Origin of the sequence: Myroides sp. 1354 (genome assembly GCF_030324495.1) — a bacterium.
GTDB lineage: Bacteria > Bacteroidota > Bacteroidia > Flavobacteriales > Flavobacteriaceae > Flavobacterium.
Window position 1 is genome coordinate 39,839 of the sequence record NZ_JACAGN010000007.1, and the last position, 19,996, is coordinate 59,834.

General features: G+C 34.0%; 20 protein-coding genes. 9 read left to right on the top strand and 11 right to left on the bottom strand.

Annotated elements, in window-relative coordinates; genetic code table 11:
• The first annotated feature begins 239 nt into the window (after window positions 1–239).
• Complete coding sequence (gene rfbA / locus HX004_RS09000) at window positions 240–1,124, top strand: glucose-1-phosphate thymidylyltransferase RfbA (protein WP_286442161.1); 885 nt, start codon at window positions 240–242, stop codon at window positions 1,122–1,124.
• Between the two features lie 4 nt (window positions 1,125–1,128).
• On the opposite strand, the gene rfbB is transcribed toward rfbA, so the two are convergent.
• The 6 genes from rfbB to HX004_RS09030 form a co-directional block, all read right to left on the bottom strand.
• Window positions 1,129–2,160, bottom strand: a complete 1,032-nt coding sequence (rfbB, locus tag HX004_RS09005; protein WP_286442162.1) for a dTDP-glucose 4,6-dehydratase — start codon at window positions 2,158–2,160, stop codon at window positions 1,129–1,131.
• Window positions 2,161–2,273: 113 nt separating this feature from the next.
• Window positions 2,274–3,392, bottom strand: coding sequence for a DNA polymerase III subunit beta (dnaN, locus tag HX004_RS09010; protein ID WP_286442163.1), 1,119 nt, complete (start codon window positions 3,390–3,392; stop codon window positions 2,274–2,276).
• Window positions 3,393–3,472: 80 nt separating this feature from the next.
• The gene (gene gldG, locus HX004_RS09015; RefSeq protein ID WP_286442164.1) at window positions 3,473–5,161 is read right to left on the bottom strand and encodes a gliding motility-associated ABC transporter substrate-binding protein GldG; all 1,689 of its coding nucleotides are present in this window, start codon (window positions 5,159–5,161) and stop codon (window positions 3,473–3,475) included.
• Entirely contained in the window at window positions 5,161–5,880 is a 720-nt protein-coding gene (gene gldF, locus HX004_RS09020; protein WP_286442165.1) for a gliding motility-associated ABC transporter permease subunit GldF, read from the bottom strand. Before gldF ends, gldG begins: the two co-directional genes overlap by 1 nt.
• 13 nt (window positions 5,881–5,893) lie before the next feature.
• Window positions 5,894–6,190 carry a putative quinol monooxygenase gene (locus HX004_RS09025; RefSeq protein ID WP_286442166.1) on the bottom strand — a complete coding sequence of 99 codons (297 nt, stop codon included), beginning with the start codon at window positions 6,188–6,190 and terminating at the stop codon, window positions 5,894–5,896.
• 16 nt (window positions 6,191–6,206) lie between these two features.
• Window positions 6,207–7,034, bottom strand: a complete 828-nt coding sequence (locus HX004_RS09030; RefSeq protein WP_286442167.1) for an SAM hydrolase/SAM-dependent halogenase family protein — start codon at window positions 7,032–7,034, stop codon at window positions 6,207–6,209.
• 96 nt (window positions 7,035–7,130) lie between these two features.
• On the opposite strand from HX004_RS09030, the gene HX004_RS09035 reads away from it, so the two are divergent.
• Window positions 7,131–8,117, top strand: a complete 987-nt coding sequence (locus HX004_RS09035) for a PhoH family protein (RefSeq protein ID WP_286442168.1) — start codon at window positions 7,131–7,133, stop codon at window positions 8,115–8,117.
• A 43-nt stretch (window positions 8,118–8,160) separates the two neighbouring features.
• Here HX004_RS09035 and HX004_RS09040 read toward each other — a convergent pair whose 3' ends face one another.
• Together HX004_RS09040 and HX004_RS09045 are read right to left on the bottom strand one after the other, a co-directional pair.
• A complete protein-coding gene (locus HX004_RS09040) occupies window positions 8,161–8,934 on the bottom strand; it encodes a hypothetical protein (protein ID WP_286442169.1) in 774 nt (257 codons plus the stop codon).
• Window positions 8,935–9,389: 455 nt separating this feature from the next.
• Window positions 9,390–9,626, bottom strand: a complete 237-nt coding sequence (locus HX004_RS09045; protein WP_286442170.1) for a hypothetical protein — start codon at window positions 9,624–9,626, stop codon at window positions 9,390–9,392.
• 304 nt (window positions 9,627–9,930) lie between these two features.
• Between HX004_RS09045 and HX004_RS09050 the strand changes: the two genes are divergently transcribed.
• The 3 genes from HX004_RS09050 to HX004_RS09060 all read left to right on the top strand — a co-directional run bounded on the left by HX004_RS09050 (window position 9,931) and on the right by HX004_RS09060 (window position 12,481).
• The gene (locus tag HX004_RS09050) at window positions 9,931–10,878 is read left to right on the top strand and encodes an isopenicillin N synthase family dioxygenase (RefSeq protein WP_286442171.1); all 948 of its coding nucleotides are present in this window, start codon (window positions 9,931–9,933) and stop codon (window positions 10,876–10,878) included.
• Window positions 10,879–11,249: 371 nt separating this feature from the next.
• Window positions 11,250–11,597 carry a translation initiation factor gene (locus HX004_RS09055; RefSeq protein WP_286442172.1) on the top strand — a complete coding sequence of 116 codons (348 nt, stop codon included), beginning with the start codon at window positions 11,250–11,252 and terminating at the stop codon, window positions 11,595–11,597.
• Window positions 11,598–11,608: 11 nt separating this feature from the next.
• Entirely contained in the window at window positions 11,609–12,481 is an 873-nt protein-coding gene (locus HX004_RS09060; protein WP_286442173.1) for a nucleoside phosphorylase, read from the top strand.
• A 46-nt stretch (window positions 12,482–12,527) separates the two neighbouring features.
• Here HX004_RS09060 and HX004_RS09065 read toward each other — a convergent pair whose 3' ends face one another.
• Complete coding sequence (locus HX004_RS09065) at window positions 12,528–13,226, bottom strand: pseudouridine synthase (RefSeq protein WP_286442174.1); 699 nt, start codon at window positions 13,224–13,226, stop codon at window positions 12,528–12,530.
• A gap of 103 nt (window positions 13,227–13,329) precedes the next feature.
• Between HX004_RS09065 and HX004_RS09070 the strand changes: the two genes are divergently transcribed.
• Window positions 13,330–14,745, top strand: a complete 1,416-nt coding sequence (locus tag HX004_RS09070) for an MATE family efflux transporter (protein WP_286442175.1) — start codon at window positions 13,330–13,332, stop codon at window positions 14,743–14,745.
• A 90-nt stretch (window positions 14,746–14,835) separates the two neighbouring features.
• On the opposite strand, the gene HX004_RS09075 is transcribed toward HX004_RS09070, so the two are convergent.
• The gene (locus tag HX004_RS09075; RefSeq protein WP_286442176.1) at window positions 14,836–15,288 is read right to left on the bottom strand and encodes a GNAT family N-acetyltransferase; all 453 of its coding nucleotides are present in this window, start codon (window positions 15,286–15,288) and stop codon (window positions 14,836–14,838) included.
• A gap of 79 nt (window positions 15,289–15,367) precedes the next feature.
• Complete coding sequence (locus HX004_RS09080; RefSeq protein ID WP_286442177.1) at window positions 15,368–16,084, bottom strand: CPBP family glutamic-type intramembrane protease; 717 nt, start codon at window positions 16,082–16,084, stop codon at window positions 15,368–15,370.
• Between the two features lie 275 nt (window positions 16,085–16,359).
• Between HX004_RS09080 and HX004_RS09085 the strand changes: the two genes are divergently transcribed.
• From HX004_RS09085 to HX004_RS09090, 3 genes are read left to right on the top strand one after another with little or no spacing between them, the layout of a single operon-like run.
• Window positions 16,360–18,573 (top strand): TonB-dependent receptor, encoded by a 2,214-nt coding sequence (locus HX004_RS09085; protein ID WP_286442178.1) that lies wholly within the window; start codon window positions 16,360–16,362, stop codon window positions 18,571–18,573.
• A 10-nt stretch (window positions 18,574–18,583) separates the two neighbouring features.
• On the top strand, window positions 18,584–18,988 hold the full coding sequence (locus HX004_RS17720) for a MauE/DoxX family redox-associated membrane protein (RefSeq protein WP_353620009.1): 405 nt from the start codon (window positions 18,584–18,586) through the stop codon (window positions 18,986–18,988).
• On the top strand, window positions 18,978–19,988 hold the full coding sequence (locus tag HX004_RS09090) for a hypothetical protein (RefSeq protein ID WP_286442179.1): 1,011 nt from the start codon (window positions 18,978–18,980) through the stop codon (window positions 19,986–19,988). The genes HX004_RS17720 and HX004_RS09090 overlap by 11 nt, the downstream gene beginning before the upstream one ends.
• Window positions 19,989–19,996: the final 8 nt, after the last annotated feature.

Genomic DNA, 19,996 nt, shown 5'->3' on the forward strand with positions numbered 1-19,996 from the left:
CTTCTCAGCAAAGATTTATACAAATTTAATTATAAAATCCACATAATTCCCCCTAATCCCTTCAATGTTTAAATCATTCTTTATCAAATCAAGACATTAAAATAAGTTGTTTGACTCCTAAAACTAAACGTGAATTAGATACAAAGTTTTTGATCCAAAATACCCCCAAACAAAAATCTTTACTTATCTTTCAACTCTCATTGGGATAATTTTACCATGACATACAAAAAAGCAACATTATGAAGGGAATTGTATTGGCAGGTGGTTCAGGAACACGATTACATCCGCTTACCTTATCGATATCGAAACAACTTTTACCAGTTTACGATAAACCCATGATTTACTACCCTTTATCTACACTAATGCTAGCTGGTATTCGCGACATTTTAATTATTTCAACCCCTAGAGATTTGCCTTTATTTGAATCTTTATTAGGCACTGGTGAACAATTGGGGATTCAACTTTCTTATGCCGTTCAACCACAACCCGAAGGTATTGCTCAAGCGCTAATTATAGCAGAGGATTTTATTGGAAATGATCCTGTTTGTTTAATTTTAGGGGACAATATTTTCTATGGCAATGATTTAAAAAACAAATTACAAAACGCCATTACTTCTGTTCAAGAAGTAGAGAAAGCAGTTGTATTTGGCTATACCGTAAAAGATCCTCAACGCTATGGCGTTGTAGAATTTGACGAAGAACACAACGCTATATCTATTGAAGAGAAACCCCAACATCCTAAATCAAATTTTGCGGTAGTTGGATTGTACTTCTACCCCAATAATGCGGTGCAATATGCCAAAACACTTCAACCCTCTGCGCGTGGTGAACTAGAAATAACAAGTTTGAATAACCTCTACTTACAACAAGGTCATTTAGTCGTACAACCCTTAGGACGAGGTTTTGCTTGGTTGGATACGGGTACACATGAATCCTTAGTAGAAGCCACTGAATTTGTCAAGACAGTAGAAAAGAGAACGGGGCTTAAGATTGCTTGTTTAGAAGAAATTGCTTTATATAAAAAGTGGATTTCCATTGATGCATTGGCAAAACATATTGCTCCTTACAAAGGAGAATATTACGATTATATACGCGATAATATTCGATTTATTCAGCAAAAATAGGTATTTATTTCCCTTCTTTTCTTTGCTCAATGGCCTGAATCCAATCTTGATTCGCTAAGTACCAAGCAACAGTTTTTCGCATGCCTTCTTGCACATCTTCTGCAGGCATCCAACCTAAAGCTTGTAATTTTGTTGCATCAATTGCATATCTAAAATCATGTCCTTTTCGATCTTCTACAAACCGAATCAGTTGTTTACTCTTGCCTGGTTCTTGTTCCAATTGTTCATCTAGAATATCACACAACAAATGAACAAGTTCAATATTTTTCACTTCATTAAACCCACCTACATTATAAGTTTCTCCTTGTATTCCGTGTTCTAAGATGAAGCGAATAGCTTCTGCATGATCTTCTACATACAACCAATCGCGAATATTTTCTCCTGTTCCATATACTGGAATCGGTTTCTGTTTCAAAATATGCTGAATGGTCAAAGGAATTAATTTTTCGGGGTATTGATTCGGTCCATAATTATTGGAGCAATTGCTAATCAAATAAGGCATTTGATACGTTTCTCCATAGGCTCGAACAAAGTGATCGGAACTTGCTTTAGAAGCGGAATAAGGCGAATTAGGCGAATAAGCGGTTGTTTCAGTAAATAAGCCTTCACTGCCTAGCGTACCATACACTTCATCCGTACTGATATGATAAAATATCTTCCCCTCCCAATTGTGTTCCCACAACTTGCGAAAAGCATTCAATAATACAACCGTTCCCATGACATTTGTTGTAACGAAAGCCAAAGGATCAGCAATAGAACGATCGACATGAGATTCTGCTGCTAAATGAACGATATGTGTAAATTGGTATGTATCAAAAAGTTGGTTAATAAAATATTCATCTCGAATATCTCCTTGTACAAATTGATAATTGGGATAAGTCGCTATATCTTCAATATTAGCTAAATTTCCTGCATAAGTTAACGCATCCAAATTGACAATCATGGCATCGGGATAAGCCGTTACAAATTTGCGCACCACATGACTTCCTATGAAGCCAGCTCCTCCAGTAATTAAAATGCATGTTGAAGAATTCATTCGCTTGAGTATTATCAATAACAAACAAATATAGGCATAAAAAAGCTACGCATATCAAGATAGGCGTAGCTTAATTGAAACAAAAAAGGTCTATTTTCATAGACCTTTTTGTATTAGTTATTTAACATAACAGGCATTACAAGCATCGTAACTGCTTCTCCATCTTCTAACCCATCCACTGGTGTTAAGATTCCTGCTCTGTTTGGCAATGACATTTCTAATTGAATCTCATCCGATTGAAGGTTGTTCAACATCTCCAATAAGAATCTTGAGTTGAATCCGATTTGCATATCGTCTCCTTGATAATCACAAGTTAAACGCTCATCTGCTTTGTTTGAGTAATCGATATCCTCTGCAGAGATATTCAATTCTGTACCTGCAATACGCAATCTGATTTGGTGTGTTGTTTTATTTGCATAAATAGCCACACGACGAACTGAATTCAAGAATTGAACGCGGTTCAAAAGTAATTTATTCGGATTTTCCTTTGGAATTACAGCCTCGTAATTAGGATATTTCCCATCGATTAAGCGACAAGTTAAGGCGTAATTATCAAAGGTAAATTTCGCATTAGAATCGTTGAATTCAATTACAACATCTGCTCCTGAAGCCATTAAGATATTTTTCAAAATATTTAGTGGTTTCTTCGGCATAATGAAGCTTGCTTCACTTGGTGAAGTGATATCTGTACGAGAATATTTAACTAATTTGTGTGCATCTGTAGCAACGAAAATTAATCCTGTTGGTGCGAATTGAAAAAACACACCAGACATTACAGGTCTTAAATCATCATTACCTGCGGCAAAAATTGTTTTGCTAATTGCTGTAGCTAATACACCCGCTGATACTTCTGTTTTTGAAGGATCTTCTAAGCTCTCTGCTTTAGGGAATTCATCTCCTGCAGAATAAGCTAAAACGTATTTTCCAACATCTGAACTAATTTCAATCGTATTGTTTTCCTTTACTGAGAAAGTCAATGGTTGCTCAGGAAATGTTTTCAATGTTTCCAACAATAGCTTAGCAGGAACAGCGATACTCCCCTGACTAGTTGATTCTATCTCTAAACTAGCAGACATTGTTGTTTCTAAGTCAGAAGCCGAAACTCTCAAGATATTATTATCCAATTCGAACAAGAAATTGTCTAATATATGCAATGTATTACTACTACTAATAACACTTCCCAATACCTGTAATTGCTTCAACAAATAGGAACTCGATACTATAAATTTCATATTAAAATATTTTTATATGTAAAAGGCTTTACACCTACAAATATATTCGTTTAACTTCAATAATAAAAGTAGAATTTGCACTACTTTTTAACAAAAGCCTTTCTTTTAAAGAAAGAAAACAAAAACCCTATCACTAAAAGGACGGCAATAGGAACCGCCAGTACAATAAATTGAATTTTCGAATACTGTTCGAAAACCTTCATTTTATCTAAAACTGGGATTTTAACTTCCTTAGTACGAAGGTTAATCAATCCTGAATCATCTAATAAATAATTCATTGCATTGAACAAAAACTCCTTGTTTCCGTATAGTTTATTGGTCCATTTATCGTATCCCAATTCCATTGGTTGATAGTTCTGATCCAATTGATTTTTGATGATATCACCATCACTTATGACAATCATTTTAGTATCTTCACTTTGCTTTTTCGCATTTGGTAAAGCAAAAGGCAAGACTCTATTTTCGAAAACAGACTTAAATTGTCCTTCTAACAACACCCCTAACACGTAATTTCCTTTGCCTTCATAGTGTTCCGGCGTTGTTTCTTCATTGAGGATATCCAAAGTAATTTCTGCAGGAGTTCCCACAGTTAAAGAATATTGTGAAGATTGCAACAATACTGTTTTGCGGATGCCATTTTTCAGCGTATCCATAGGAGAAACAAAGTCCATGCGAACCCCTTCAATATTCTTTACAATCGGATGATTGGATTCAGGATATACAAAAGGAGCGAACTTCCAAATAAATTCTCCATATTGTGTTTCACTTCCTTGTCGGCCTAAAGCCAATTTAATAGGAGTCGCCACCTCATCTTTTACCAAAAGTGGATTAATACGCACACCGTATTTGAATAGCATTTCACCCAGTGATTGATCTTTTGGATAAGCAAGCATGGAGCCTTTAGCGCGTAAACTATCGAAGTCTGCTTGTACCTGATCTAACAGCCACAACGTCTTTCCGCCATTCATGATGAATTGATCCAAAACCTCGATTTGCTTTTCATCAAATGCCTTCGTTGGTTTTGCTACAATTGCCAAATCAAATTCATTTAACTGTGCGAGTGTTTTTTCTGGTGCATTCGCTACAGAATCCAATGTAAAAGGTGCAATGTGATAATTGTCTTTGGCTGAGATTAAAAAATCTGCGATATACTGATCCTCTAACTGACCATTGCCTTTTAAGATGGCAATTTTTTTAGATTTTGGTGTATTAATCTTGGCAATGGCTTCTGTAAAAGCATACTCTAAATGTTGAATAGATGTCAATACTTTTTCTTCTGTATTAGCTCCAATCATATTTTTCAACAATTGCACTTTAACCATCTGCTCTCCTTTGCTAACAAAGGCCCAAGGGAAGACTAAGGATTGAGATTGAATGCCTTTATCATTAACGGTCAATGTAACAGGTTTAGCCCCCAACTCATATAAGTTATTTACAACTTGTTCTTCTGTTCCTCCACCTTCTTCTAAAGGATTGACGAAACGGAAGAGAATATTTGAATTCTCAGCGCTAAATTCTTCTAATAATTGACGGGTTTCACTTTGTAATTTGACAAACTCTTGAGAGAATTGACCTTCTAACAACACTTCAATTAAAATCGGTTCCTTTACCTCATCAACAATCTCATTGGTTATTGGAGAAAGCGTATAGCGCTTGTCTTGTGTTAAGTCAAAACGATGATATACGAAAGTTCCAATACCGTTTAATAGTACAATTCCGGCAATAAAACTCCCAAGCTGAACAATATTTTTCTTTGTTTCTCTTTTCATTATTTGCGCAATTGATTAATTCGGAATACAGTCAAACTTAAAAATAAAGCAGAAAAAGAGACAAAATAAAGCAAATCTCTTGTATCGATTACCCCTCTTGAAATACTGCTAAAATGAGCGTTAATTCCCAATTTACCAATACCGTTTAATGTGGGTACACGATCTAATAAAGTTAATCCGTAGGAAGCAAACACACAAAACAGCACTGCTAAGATAAAAGATACCACTTGATTACTGGTTAGTGCAGAAGCAAAAAGCCCCATAGCGACATAAGCCGCACCTAAGAAAAGAAGTCCCAAATAAGAACCGATTACACTTCCTAAATCAAAAGTTTGCCCAGCCAAAAGATACTCTTGCAACACCCATACATAAACCAAAGTAGGAAGAATAGCTAAGAGAACCAATACCAGTACTCCAAAAAACTTTCCTAAAACAATTTGCCAAGGAGACAAAGGTTTAGTTAAGAGCAATTCGATGGTTCCTTGTTTGATTTCTTCTGAAAAACTTCGCATGGTTACTGCGGGAATTAAAAATAAAAATACCCAAGGAGACAAAAGGAAAAAAGGAGATAAATCGGCAAATCCACTTTGAGGAATATTGTAATCTCCGTCCAAAACCCAAAGGAAGACTCCGTTAATAATCAAAAAAACAATGATGACTAAATAGCCGATTGGCGATCCGAAAAAGGATTTAATTTCGCGCAAACACAGTGCTTTCATATAGTAAATGCGATTATTTTAAAGTAGCGTACTTATCCACACTCCACGCTTCAGCCTTTTCTTTGAATAATTTCTTAAAATAAGGCCAAACTTCCCCAAACAAAGTTGATTTTTTATACGTTTCTAGATCCGATTCCTCAGACCAATAACTATAAGTAAAAAAGATATTTGGTTGCTGTTTATCTCTGTAAACCTCTAAAAATTGACAACCGGGAAAGTTGCGAATTTGATCTTTATATTTTTCAAAATGATTTAAAAAATCATCGATTTTATCCTCTTGTAAGGTCAGTTTTACGATACGTACAAACATATTTTTTTACTTTAGATTACTCTTCACTAAATTCGATGAACAACTGATCTTCTAAATGCACGCCTAATAGCGTTCGAATAGAACCACCAGGTTCGTTTGTTGTTGAATACATAATCGCCACTACCAACTGTCCAACTTCATTAAACAAAGCCAACAATTCTCCTGCTTTATTCATCAATTCACTGGGGTCATTGACATTAAAATCGGCGTAGTATTCATTTATTTTTGTAATTGTACGATTTTTTATTCGAATACCAAAGTTTCTCCCTCTTCCTACTTGTTCAAACAATTCTCTCGAAATATTCGTTACTAGATTTCCGAATTTATCTTCATACACATAAGTTCCAATAATAAGATTGGGTTTAACGGTGAGATTTTCAAGCAATAAGTTCATCTTATACAATGCCTCAATTGGCTGACCGATGGCTTGAAGCTCTTTTCCTTCACACAATTGGTAGGCACAATACACAAAAACATCATTTGTGCTCATCCCTTCAACGTGATTAATCGCTACTGCTTCTTCAAATTCATGAGTCCCCAAGGCAACTGCAATTGCGCCATTATCCGTACCTATAAAGTAATGATCTTGATATTTCACACAAATAGCAGCTGAGAAAGGCAAGATAGCAGAAGCTACAGATAAAATGTGAATGCTCCCTTTCGGGAAATGACTATATGCCATGGAAAGAACAAAACCTGCATCAGCCACTCTATAGTTTCTCACTCCATGAGAAATATCAACTACATTACAATTTTGAATATTAGAATAAATCTTCCCCTTTAAAACTCCTACATAATAATCTGTATATCCAAAATCAGTTGTTAATGTAATTATTCGCTGCATTATTTTTTAGTCTCTGTTTTTATAAGAAAAATCAATTTTTTATAGTAGATTTGAAATACAAAATTAGACTATTTTTTTAATTAATTCGTATTAGTATTGAACGAAAGAATAATAGAACTATCGGAAATGAGTCCTAAAGAGTTTTGGGGCCCCCAAGACATCCACTTAGACGTTTTAAAAAAGCTCTATCCTCGAGTAAAAATAATCGCAAGAGGATCTCTATTAAAAATTTATGGAGAAGAAGAAGTTTTAGATGAATTTGAACGAAAATTTGTCCGTTTGGTCAAATACTTCACTCGATACAATAAGATTGATGAAAATGCGATTGAGCGCATTGTGTTGGATAGCGACCTACAACAAACCACTGCATTAGACGACGTCTTGGTGCATGGTGTTGGAGGAAAACTCATCAAAGCAATGACAGATAATCAGCAAAAATTAGTCAAATTTGTAGAGAAGAACGACATGGTTTTCGCCATAGGTCCCGCAGGTACTGGGAAAACCTATACTGGTGTAGCTTTGGCCGTTCGCGCTTTAAAAAACAAGGAGGTCAAGCGAATTATTCTAACGCGTCCTGCAGTAGAAGCAGGTGAAAATTTGGGTTTCCTACCAGGAGACATGAAAGAAAAATTAGACCCTTATATGCAGCCGCTCTATGATGCCTTACGCGATATGATTCCTCCACAAACCTTAGAAGACTATCTATTCAAAGGCGTTATTCAAATTGCACCTTTAGCCTTTATGAGAGGTAGAACCTTAGACCATGCGTTTGTCATTTTGGATGAGGCTCAAAATACCACACATTCTCAAATGAAGATGTTTTTAACGCGTATGGGAAAAAATGCCAAATTCATTATTACAGGAGATCCTGGGCAGATTGACTTACCGCGTAAAGTTTCCTCTGGATTAAAAGAAGCCATTGAAATTCTAAAAGATGTTGAAGGAATAGGAATGCTCTACTTAGATGACAAGGATATTGTGCGTCATAAATTAGTGAAGCGCATTGTCAATGCTTATAAAGTTGTAGAAGACAGACGAGACACCATCAAACCCGATGATATAAAAAAGGTTGAAAACAATTAAGTTTTCAACCTTTTTTTCAATATTCAATTATTTACTCCCAATGTTATACGTTATAGGTATCTCTGAAAAATTGTAATTTTAATTCTTCCCCTATTAACAAATTCAAATCATCTCCGTCCAATTCGTAACGATCACATTCTTCTAGAATTTCCAACAATTCTTTTTCTCTGCTTTCATTCGAAGAAACATAATCTGGAGACAATACTATTTTAAAAGCGATGCTATCTCCTTCACAACGAAGGTCACCATAAATCATATGATTTCCACCACTTCCAGAAAAACTACGTGTATTGACATCAATACACACTAAAGGGATTTGATTAATTCCCAGCTCTTCAATTTTTTTATTTTCAAAAGCTTTAAACACCCAATTTCCCGATAATTTTTTATCGTATAGGTAATGCCCAAAACATGCAAAATCTGTTTCAACACCATCCCTCTTACACAAACTCACAGCTACAGAATGATCGAATCTTCCATCTAAAAAAGAACGAGCACTATCGTCTTTGTAGATTACAATTTCAATTTTTTCATTTGCAGTAGCGGATCGATACACTCTTCCTTCCCCTTCGATTAGAGGTTCTTCATAAGGAAAAACGATTTTCACATTCGGTTTCATACTAGCATAAACAATACCTTTTTTACTGATGGTAATTGTCTGTAAAGAATCTTGTGCTAATATTTTAAAAAAAACTCCTTCTGAATCCTCTTTTTTCAGGAGATCCAGTTGTTTTGTATCATTTTCTTTTTGTCCCTTTTCAGTTAAATTATCACTTCCACAAGAGGGAAACAATGAAACAGTTAAAGCCAATATCATATTCTCAATCTTTTACGTTACAAAGATAATCCCAAACAACATACCAAAAAAAACGAACTTTTTTTATTTAGTAATACTTTAACGTTTATTACTCATTATTTTAGAATTTCAATTATAAAATTAAATAAATAATTAGGAACAAAAAAATAATACAGCCCAAAAAACAGAAGTAAAATCAATAATTTAACAAATACTCACGAGCCGAGACAAAATATTTACATTGAGTTCAATTAACATTTTTAACTCCTATTAGTCTTAAACCCCTTAATAAAAACAAAAAACAAAAAAGCATTTACAACATTTCTCCACTAGAATCACAAGTTCCTTCTACAAAAAAAAAGATATTTGAGGTTAACCTCCTCATTTTGGGGCAAAAAAAAACTGTTTGCACCTAAAAGGGAAACAGTTTTAAACTAGTTGTATCCTAATTTTAACGTTGTCAAATGTGTCCATCTTTACAATAAAGCCGTTTTATATCCTGTTTGACGCAAGCAAAACATCAAATCATCCTCATTATTACTTATACAATATACGCGTATCGTTGAATTGGCTTTTTTCTGAAAAATGGGTTTAAAACTTTTCGGTAAACTCGCATAAAAAGAATCCATATCTTTTAATTCATATTTAGGATCCACATCAACGGTAACTAATACCACGAATTCATTTGCTTTTAATACAATAGGTAATTTCATATTTCTCATTTTTTAATTCTATCGAAATTTAAAAAAAAAAATAGACAATTCATATTTCGCATTAAAAATACTTATTTAATGTCAACTAAAAACTCAAAAATAAAAGAGTACTTCTGAATTATAATTCATTTTTTTCTAACATTATCATTTAAAAAATAAAGAAACTGCATTCTAAAAAAGATTAAACGGAGTACTATTTCATTTGTCATACACTATTAAATAAATGTTATATTCCAATAGTATGAGCTATTTTACCTACTTTTGTTTCATCTAAAAACAGTAAGAGCACATAACAACTTAGAAAATGCAAAACATTCCTAGTGTTAACTTACGTGATTTCCTATCGGATGACCCGGTACGTAAACAAAAGTTTGTAAATGAAATCGGCCAAGCCTACGAAGAAATTGGATTCGTAGCATTAAAAGGACACTTCTTAGACGATCAACTTGTTGAGAATCTGTATACAGAAGTCCGCAATTTTTTCAACCTTCCTTTAGAAACCAAAAAGAAATACGAAATTCCTGGCATTGGTGGCCAAAGAGGATATGTATCTTTTGGAAAAGAACACGCCAAAGGAAGATCAGAAGGAGATTTAAAAGAATTCTTTCACTTTGGGCAGTATGTCGAAGACAATCCCGAGTTAGAAAAAGCGTATCCTGCCAATGTAACTGTTGAGGAATTACCTCAATTCAACCCTATTGGAAAAGAGACGTATCAAATGTTGGAAAAAACAGGAGTTTACGTTTTACGTGCTTTAGCCCTTTACTTGGGACTTGATGAATTTTACTTCGATAAATTTGTCAAAAACGGAAACAGTATCTTAAGACCGATCCACTACCCTCCTATTACAGATGAACCGAAAAATGCCGTTCGCGCAGCAGCTCATGGAGACATCAACTTGATTACCTTATTAATGGGAGCTCAAGGAAAAGGTTTACAAGTACAAAACCACAAAGGTGAGTGGATTGATGCCATCGCCGCAGATGATGAACTAGTAATCAACGTGGGAGATATGTTATCAAGACACTCGAACAACCGTCTAAAATCAACCATTCACCAGGTAGTAAATCCGCCTAGAGAATTATGGAGTACATCTCGCTACTCGATTCCTTTCTTTATGCACCCTATAAGCGAAATGCCACTAAACTGCTTAGACAATTGCATTGATGAAGCAAACCCTAAAAAATTTGACGATATCACAGCAGGTGAATTCTTACACCAACGCTTGGTCGAATTGGGTTTGATTAAATAGCTAATTGGAGAGAAGAGAGAAGAGAGAAGAGAGAGGAAAGTGGAAAATGGAAAATGGAAAATGGAAATCGTAACGCAGTGGAGATTCATCGAATACCCAAATAAAATGTAAACCTAATGAGATAAATATAAAATAGGTGAGATATATTCATCGAACACTAAAATCAAATCGAAGCGAAGTGTAGATGAATAACTAAATAGAATATGAAGCTAATGAGATAGAAGGGAGAATACTTCTCTCCCTTTTCCTCTCTCCTCTATCTATTTTCCTCTCTCCTCTATCTATTTAAATATTCTTTCAACTCAACAAGGAAATCAGTATCTTTGAGTTAGTACCATATAATTTTAGATCTATAAATCCAATTTACAATAATGGCAAAAAAAATCAGCAGTTTAGAAGACCTTGGGGGTTTTGTTTTTTCGACGAATAAAGATTTTGAATTTACACAAGACGAAGAAACGGAAACACTTGCTCCTGGAGAACAACGATTAGAAGCTCATTTAGATAAAAAAAATAGAGGTGGTAAAATTGCCACCATTATCAAAGGTTTCGAAGGAAACGACGATGATTTAAAAACATTGGCCAAAGACTTAAAGACGCTTTGTGGAGTTGGTGGAAGCGCTAAAGATGGCGAAATTATCATTCAAGGCAATTTTCGCGATAAAATCATGGAGTATTTACAGAAAAAAGGCTACAAAGTAAAACGTGTAGGCGGTTAATAACAAAGACTATGAAAATAAAATCATCTGAACTTATTTTAAATCCAGATGGTAGCGTATACCATTTGAATTTAAGACCTGAGCACTTAGCAGAGAATATCATCTTTGTAGGGGATCAAAATCGAGTAGATCGAATTTCAAGACATTTTGATACGATTGAATTTTCAACGCAAAAAAGAGAGTTCAAAACGCATACTGGAACCTATAAAGGCAAGCGTTTTTCTGTCATTTCTACGGGAATTGGCCCTGACAATATCGATATTGTAGTCAACGAAATTGATGCTTTATTCAATATTGATTTGGAGACAAGAGAAATTAAAAAAGAACTAACTTCCGTAAATATTGTCCGTATTGGTACTTCGGGATCTTTACAAGCAGATATTCCAGTCAATAGTTTTGTACTATCGCAGTATGGTTTAGGATTGGATAATATGATGCGTTCTTATCTCATCGAAGATATTACCGATTATGCCATGGAGGAAGCTTTTATTGCCCACACGCAATGGGATATGAGAAAAGGACGTCCTTATTTCATTCAAAATAGCTCGTGGTTAGAAGAAAAACTAAGCAGTGAACAAACGTTTAAAGGGATTACTGGAACGGCAGGTGGTTTTTATGGCCCTCAAGGACGTGTATTGCGCTTGGAAATTCAAGACCCTGAATTAAATCACAAAATTGACAATTTTAAATTTAATGATTACCGTATCACTAATTTTGAAATGGAAACTTCTGCTATTTATGGTCTAGCTAAATTACTAGGACATCATGCAGTTTCTTTGAATACCATTATTGCTAATAGAGCAAATGGAACTTTTTCGGAAGATCCATACGCAGCAGTAGACCAATTGATTCTATACACCTTAGATAAGTTAAGCGAAATATAAACTCGCTTCTATATACTAAAAAAAGCCCAGCTAAGCTGGGCTTTTTTTAGTTATAATAGGCTTGTAGATCAAATCCCAATAAAGCATTATACTTTTCATATTGTTCGTCTAGAGTCGCTCTTAAGTGAATAGCCGTTTTAGTCACAGGATGCTCAAAGGTTAATTCCACAGCGTGCAACAACATCGCTGTAAGACCAAACTGATCCAACCACAATTTGTTTTGCTTATTACACCCATGGGGTCTACTCCCTAAAATAGGGTGGAAGATATGCTTGAAATGCTTGCGTAATTGGTGTTGTCTACCTGTTTCTGGATAGGCCTCAACCAAGGAATAACGCGAAGTAGGATGTTTACCAAAGGGAATATTAACCTCAACACGTTGCAGGGTTTTATAAGAAGTCTTGGCGTCTTGCAATTGCCCGTTGTCATTCGTCAAAGCGTAATCAATCGTCTCCTCCTCTTCTGTATACCCTCTCACGATAGCAATGTATTTTTTCTCTACTTGTCGCGTAGCAAAAATTTCGTTGAGCTGCTTTAAAACATCTTTATTCAACGCAAATAACAACACCCCTGATGTCTTGCGATCCAAACGGTGCACAGGATAAACATATTGTCCAATCTGATCGCGTAAAATCTGAATGGCATATTCCTGAATATCACTCGCTATAAAAGATTTATGCACTAATAAATCACGGGGTTTATTAATCGCTACGATGTATTCGTCTTGGTACAAAATTTCTAACATAAGACAAAGATACTTCAACAGAATGACTACCAAAACCATTGGTATAATTTATACGCCTCTTTTTTAAATAATATAATACATTTGCTTACTTTTTTATTGCTATATGACGACTCAAGTACCCACAAAAACAGGTGTTTTAGCACTGTTCAAACAATCTTTTTCCAATGAAAGCCTCGATTTAACAAAGATTCCGACCAACAAGGCTGTGCTCTTATTGGCGATTCCCATGATGTTTGAAATGCTAATGGAGTCGGTATTTGCCTTGGTTGATTTGTATTTTGTTGGCCACCTCAAAGAGAGTGCCTTTGCTATTCAAACTGTAGGACTAACGGAGTCTTTATTATCTATTATTTACGCCATCTGCATTGGAATTAGCATGGCTGCTACGGCAATTGTTGCGCGTCGCATCGGAGAAAAAGACAGAGAACAAGCCTCAATCAACGCAGCACAAGCCATTTCCATTGCCACTATAATAACGGTTATACTAAGTATTTTGGGATTCATCTACGCCAAAGATTGGCTTATTTGGATGGGCGCTTCAGAGGAATCAGCCGAATATGGTTATGGTTATACGCGCATTTTATTGGTGAGCTGTGTTTCTATTATGATGCTTTTCTTGATTAATGGGATTTTCCGAGGTGCAGGAAATGCGGCCATTGCCATGAAGAGTTTATGGTTTGGAAACGTATTCAACATCATCCTCTGCCCTATTCTCGTTCGCGGTTGGTGGATATTTCCAGAAATGGGATTAGATGGAGCCGCTTATTCTACTGCGATTGGAAGAAGTGTAGGTGTTTTATATCAGATCTATTACTTAACGCGTAAAGATTCCTTGATTCAACTGAAATGGCATTATTTCAAAATGCAGGTGGACAAGGTTTGGCATATTTTAAAAATCGCTATTCCTGGAATGATTCAATACATGATTTCAACCTGTAGTTGGGTAATTTTAGCGCGTATTGTCGCTCAAAGCAGTGGTGAAATTGGTTCTTCAGGATTCTTAACTTGCTTGCGTTTAATGGTTTTCTTTATTTTACCCGCTTGGGGATTGAGTAATGCTGCTTCCACGTTAGTAGGACAACACTTGGGAAATAAAGATCCTCAAAGTGCTGCAAAATCAGTAATGACCACACTAAAATACAACGTCATTTATATGCTTGTAGTAACGGTTATTTTCTTTACGATGGCCAATTACTTAGCTTCTATCTTTACCACACAAGAAGATATCAAATCCGTTGCCATCTTAGCCATGTACATCGGTGCAAGTGGTTTTATCTTTTACGGCGTAGGAATGACCTTGATGAATGCCTTCAACGGTGCTGGAGATACCTTAACCCCGTCTATTTTAAATTTTGTTGGTTTTTGGTTGTTTCAAATTCCCCTTGCTTATGCCCTCGTTTATTATTTCAATTGGGGACCGGAAGGCGTATTTATTGCTATTCCCGCAGCAGAAACACTAATTGCAGTTTTAGCCTTTGTCGCCTTTAGAAGAGGAAAATGGAAATTGAAACAAGTATAGTTTGTTGTGTGTTGAGTGTTGTGTGTTGTTTGCTGTTTGTTGTTTGCTGTGTGTTGTGTGTTTCTCATCACATCAACCAACAACGAACAACTACCCTTTTCTAATCATATCCACATGCGGAATACCATCTTCCAAATATTCTTCTGAAACGGGTTCAAAACCAAAAGAGCTGTAAAATTTCTTTAGATAAGTTTGAGCACCGATTTGAATAGGTTGTACACTAAATTCTTCTTCTATTTTCTCGAGGGTCAAATCAATTAAAATTCGTCCTAAGCCATCTTTTCTATAATCTGCATGTACAACAACACGACCAATTGAAATCTCTTTATAGCTCAACCCTGGAGGTACAATTCTTGCATACGCCACTACTTTACCACCTTGTGTAGCAAATACGTGTAAACAGTTTTTGTCTTTTCCATCCAACTCAGGATAAGGGCAATTTTGTTCAACCACAAAAATATTGATGCGCAATTGCATGATATCATACAATTCGTCCAACGTCAATTCTTCAAATGCTTTTGTATGCCAGTGGATACTATTCATATCTTCAATTATTTAGAACAAAATTAAAAAAATATAGGTATTTGTCTACCATTCCACATCATTTTATTACATGAGTTTATCAGTATTGCAAGAGCAAATAAACACTAACAGCAAAGCCATTATTTAAGATATGAAAGAAATAACCATACCAAAACCCAAAACGCATACGCAAATACCCCATTCCGAATCCCAATACCAATTGAGGTAAAGTAATTAAAGGTGAGAGGAGAACAACACGCAAGGGAAATTCCTCAAAATTAAAAATGTGAATCAAGGCGAATGAAACAGAAGCGATGTAGAAAACAAGAGGGAAATGAGCAGTCCACCAATTCGCTAAACGAGAAGGATATTTGACACACAAAATAAGAAATCCAACCAAAAGCAGACCAGAAAAAGTATAGAGATATAACGTTCCGTTAGCACTCATCTTTTCAGCAAGGTAAGACGCAGCTTGTGTCATGTAAGCGATAAAGGCGGTAACACCCACTATCACATTTCTCAAACGGAAACGCATCGCCAATCGAAAGGCAATTTCTTCCAAAAAAGGACCTAAAATAACTGCGAATCCAACGAATCCCCAAATACCTATTTGCTCCATGACCTCTTCAAAACGGTCATGCATAGGAATATCCACAAGAGAATCCAAAAACACGCCTCCAAAAATGATGAATACAAAAAGACAAAGCCAAAGCTTAAAAGATAAAAACAGGGCTTGCTTTTTATGATGAATAAGAGGTTTAGTATTAGGTTTTCTCAGAAATTGCAAAAAATCAAGTAATAAAGCTTGGGTTGACATAGTAGTGTTTTATTAGTTGTGTTAAGGTACTAAAATAAATATCACTCCTAAAAAAAACAGGAGTAAAACAAGCTTAACCTTTTTTCTACTTATAGCATAACAATCGACTAAATCCTATATTTTCAATTATTTATTTGATTACTTAATTAACTTATTTTGATCACTTTAACCCTTTTTTGTTAAGTTTTCGAGCCTTATTTTTTAGTACAGGATTTGTATTTTAATTTCATATCTGTATCACAACAAATGATTATAAACGAAATGAATTTTACGCTATGAGAAACAAAAACAGCCATAATGTAATAATCAAGAGGAATGAGGTTTTCTTGTTGTTTTTTATTTTTTTCAGCATAACAATAGTAGCTCAAACAAAAGAACTAAAAATAAAGATTTACGATTATTCTTTTCTCCCTATTGAAGAAGTTGTATGCTTTAATGTCTCTACTGCAGAAGAACTGAAGACAAACCAACAAGGAGAAGTAGTTATTCGTGGAACGAATGGATCTAGTTTCCTTTTCTTTAAAGAAAACTATATCGGTAAACAGTATAGTTGGGAAGAACTAAATGAAAATCCTAGTTTAGTTCTAGAGCAAAACAATCAAACCTTATCAGAATTATTCATCTATGTTTCCCCTGCAAAAAACGATGCCGGTCGTATTACATACAAAATTAATAAGCAGCTTTTGGGCGAAAATCCTACCGTGCTTCAAGTAATAGAAAACATCCCCTTATTTTTTATAAAGGGAGAAAAAATAAACTACAAAGGAAGAGAGGTAACGCTAATTATTAATGAAAAAAAAACGATTGGAAAAATAGAAAATATCGACCCTAAAAACATTGAATCGATTGAAATTATTCCCTATGGGCATTCCGCTTATGGTAATACTGGTGAACCTGTATTGAACATTATACTGAAAGAAAATGTACTCGATTATTTTAGAGAAGATTTATCACTTGGATACAATCTGACGAAAGAAAGCTATGTTCTAAATGCTAATTCCTTTTTCAAAAAAAATAACATATCGATATCCTTGCCTATTAGATTTGGAAAATCGATGCTTGAAAGCAATAGTACAACCTACTCGGCAGGTTCAGAACTAAATAGTAGCAAAGAGCAAACAATTTCAGATGGTATAACGATACAGCCAGACCTTCATGTTAAGCTAAACGAAAAAAACTCCTTTGGAGCTACACTATTCTTGTATACGCCTAGAAACATAAACACCAGTGAATATACAATCCACCCCAAGGAAACTGTAAATACCTACAGGCAAGATATTGCTTATTTGAATACAGGTTCTTTTCTTTTTTTCAATCATATCTTTAATGACAGTACGTCCCTGAACACATCGTTTTTGTACACCTATAACGAATACAGTAACAAAGGGTATTATATCAACAAGCAATGGAACAATATATTGTATGACAATGCATTGAACTTTGATCTTATGATAAGTAAAAGCAATAGAACACTATTGAACCTCCCCCTTCGATATGATGTATATTATTCATACTATCAATCCGCTATGAAGAATAAAACGCAAGATAACGCAACCAATCAACGTCATAAATTTGCCTTTATTAGCACCTTAGCGCTAACGAATAACCTTAGCCTTGCTATAGATTTTTCTTACAACCTCATTAATAAAAATGATCCAGTTTTATTAAATAGCACGACGCTAGCCTTTACTAAAAAGTCTTACTCCATCTATTTGAACTACTTCAATTCTTATCAATTAATTTCTGTTTACGACGTCAATAAACAAAATAGTATAGACAACAACCTCAATACAACAATTGATAATTATGGGATTAAAAGGAGTAATACAGATCATTTATCTCTAGAGTTTAATTACACCGTAAAAAGTGGAATAGAACTTTTTGCACGAGGTAAATTCCAAACGCACCACAACGCTCCAATCAATTATTTAGTAAAATCTGATGCAGCTGAACGATTAAAAACAACTGTAAACGCGGGAAAAATTCAGCGTTATATCATGGAAGTAGGAGGTTTCTTTGAACTAACGGATCATTTTATCATACAATCCTTATTCACCTTGAATCGAAGTCAGTTTGATCTAGTAGATTATACAACGGAAAAATACGTACTTGGTTATGATTTTTATGCCAAATATCAATTCAACAAAGGTTTTAGTTTAAAGCTCTCTTCTTCTTATACCAATTTTGACCTTTATACACCTTTTGAATCAACTGAAATAAAACATCCTTTTGTGAGTGTAACTGTCGAAAAAGAGTTTAGCGATAAAAATATAAAAGTGGCTCTAGTACTGAACAATCCTTTCATCAAAGCGAAAGAAGAATCAACTAGTTTTTATTCCGATAGCTATGACAAGGTCCATATTGTAGATACGCGATTTAAATCGAACGAAATAAAAAATTATGCTTCTATCGCGGTCAATTTAAGTTATACCCTAGGGAACAACAAACTAAGAGCTAAAAACGATGCACCAATCCAAGCTACCTATTAATACTAATACTATGAAATATATCAAAAACTTTTTATTGTTATTCTGTATCTTCTTTTTACTCCTGTCAGTAATTGAAAAACTAATCAACTATAATTCTTTTGTTTTAAGTATAGAAAATACCCAAATTTTCTATAATTGGCTCATACTTCCATTATCCTATTTTGTAATAATAATGGAAATAAGTACTGTTATCACATTAATAATCAAAGAAAAAATAGGCTTCTTATTTCTATCTATAATTTTCTTAATCTTTTCGATCTACATTATCATCTTAAATCATTTTGATAAATATTCCTCTTGTGGTTGTGGTGGTCTATTAAACTATTTAGGATATACAAGACATCTTATTTTTAATACATCCATATGTATTTTGTCTTTTTTTTCTTATCTAAAATTGTATCAAAATGAAAAATAAAAAAAGAGCAATATCCATTCTTTTTATAGCTGTTTCTACATTAATTTTTATTTTTTTCAGTATAAAGAACAAAATAAATTCTACTAATGATGAGGTTTACATAGATAGAAATGTCATTAAGACAGAGAGCAACTCATCAGATATTGTCAAGAATATTTACACAATGCCTAGATTATCTTTTTCTTATAATAAGCCTGAATTTTTAGCATATAAAATAAATTATACATCAGTAGATATTAACGAATACAACATTAACTCTTCTCAATTAATCAACTCTATTTCAATCAATATTAACGATCTAATTACTATTTCCAGTTTTGATAATGATTACTTATATTATATTAACAACAAAAACACACTTCTTAAGATAAACAAAAAAAATTTAAAAACAGAAAAGATCAAAGATTCTGTTTACAACGCATTTCCAATAAATAAGGAACAATTTCTTATTTATTCAACTATTAAAAACGAAAATAAGTACAATATAGGTATATATAAATTAAACCTTAATAGTGAATTAAATAATATTTTAACAAATCAATCTGATACTATTTACAAAATGGAAAATATTCTTCTTTATGATGGGTATTTTACTCAACATGGAAATGGTTATTTCAGTTACACCTATTACAATATCCCAAAAATTATCCTATTCAAAAGTGATTTAACGTATTTAAAAACTTTCATACTATCTGACCAAACCGCACTACCTGCTATTTACGCAAGGAACAATACTTTTACATTATCTCAAAGTTTTAAATCTTTCACAAAAGGTGTATGTCTTAATAATTCGAGAAAGAAACTTGTAGTTTTTTCAAATTACTTTAATAAATATAATCATGGGATTCTATTAGATTATTATTCTTTAGAAACTGGCAAATATGAGAACAGCAAGCTTATAGTGATAAAGAATCAAAAGATTAATAATTCATACATTCAAAAAATATACTCTAAAGACAAAATTAAAATATTTTCATTCGGAGATATAATAAATATCTAAAATAATTA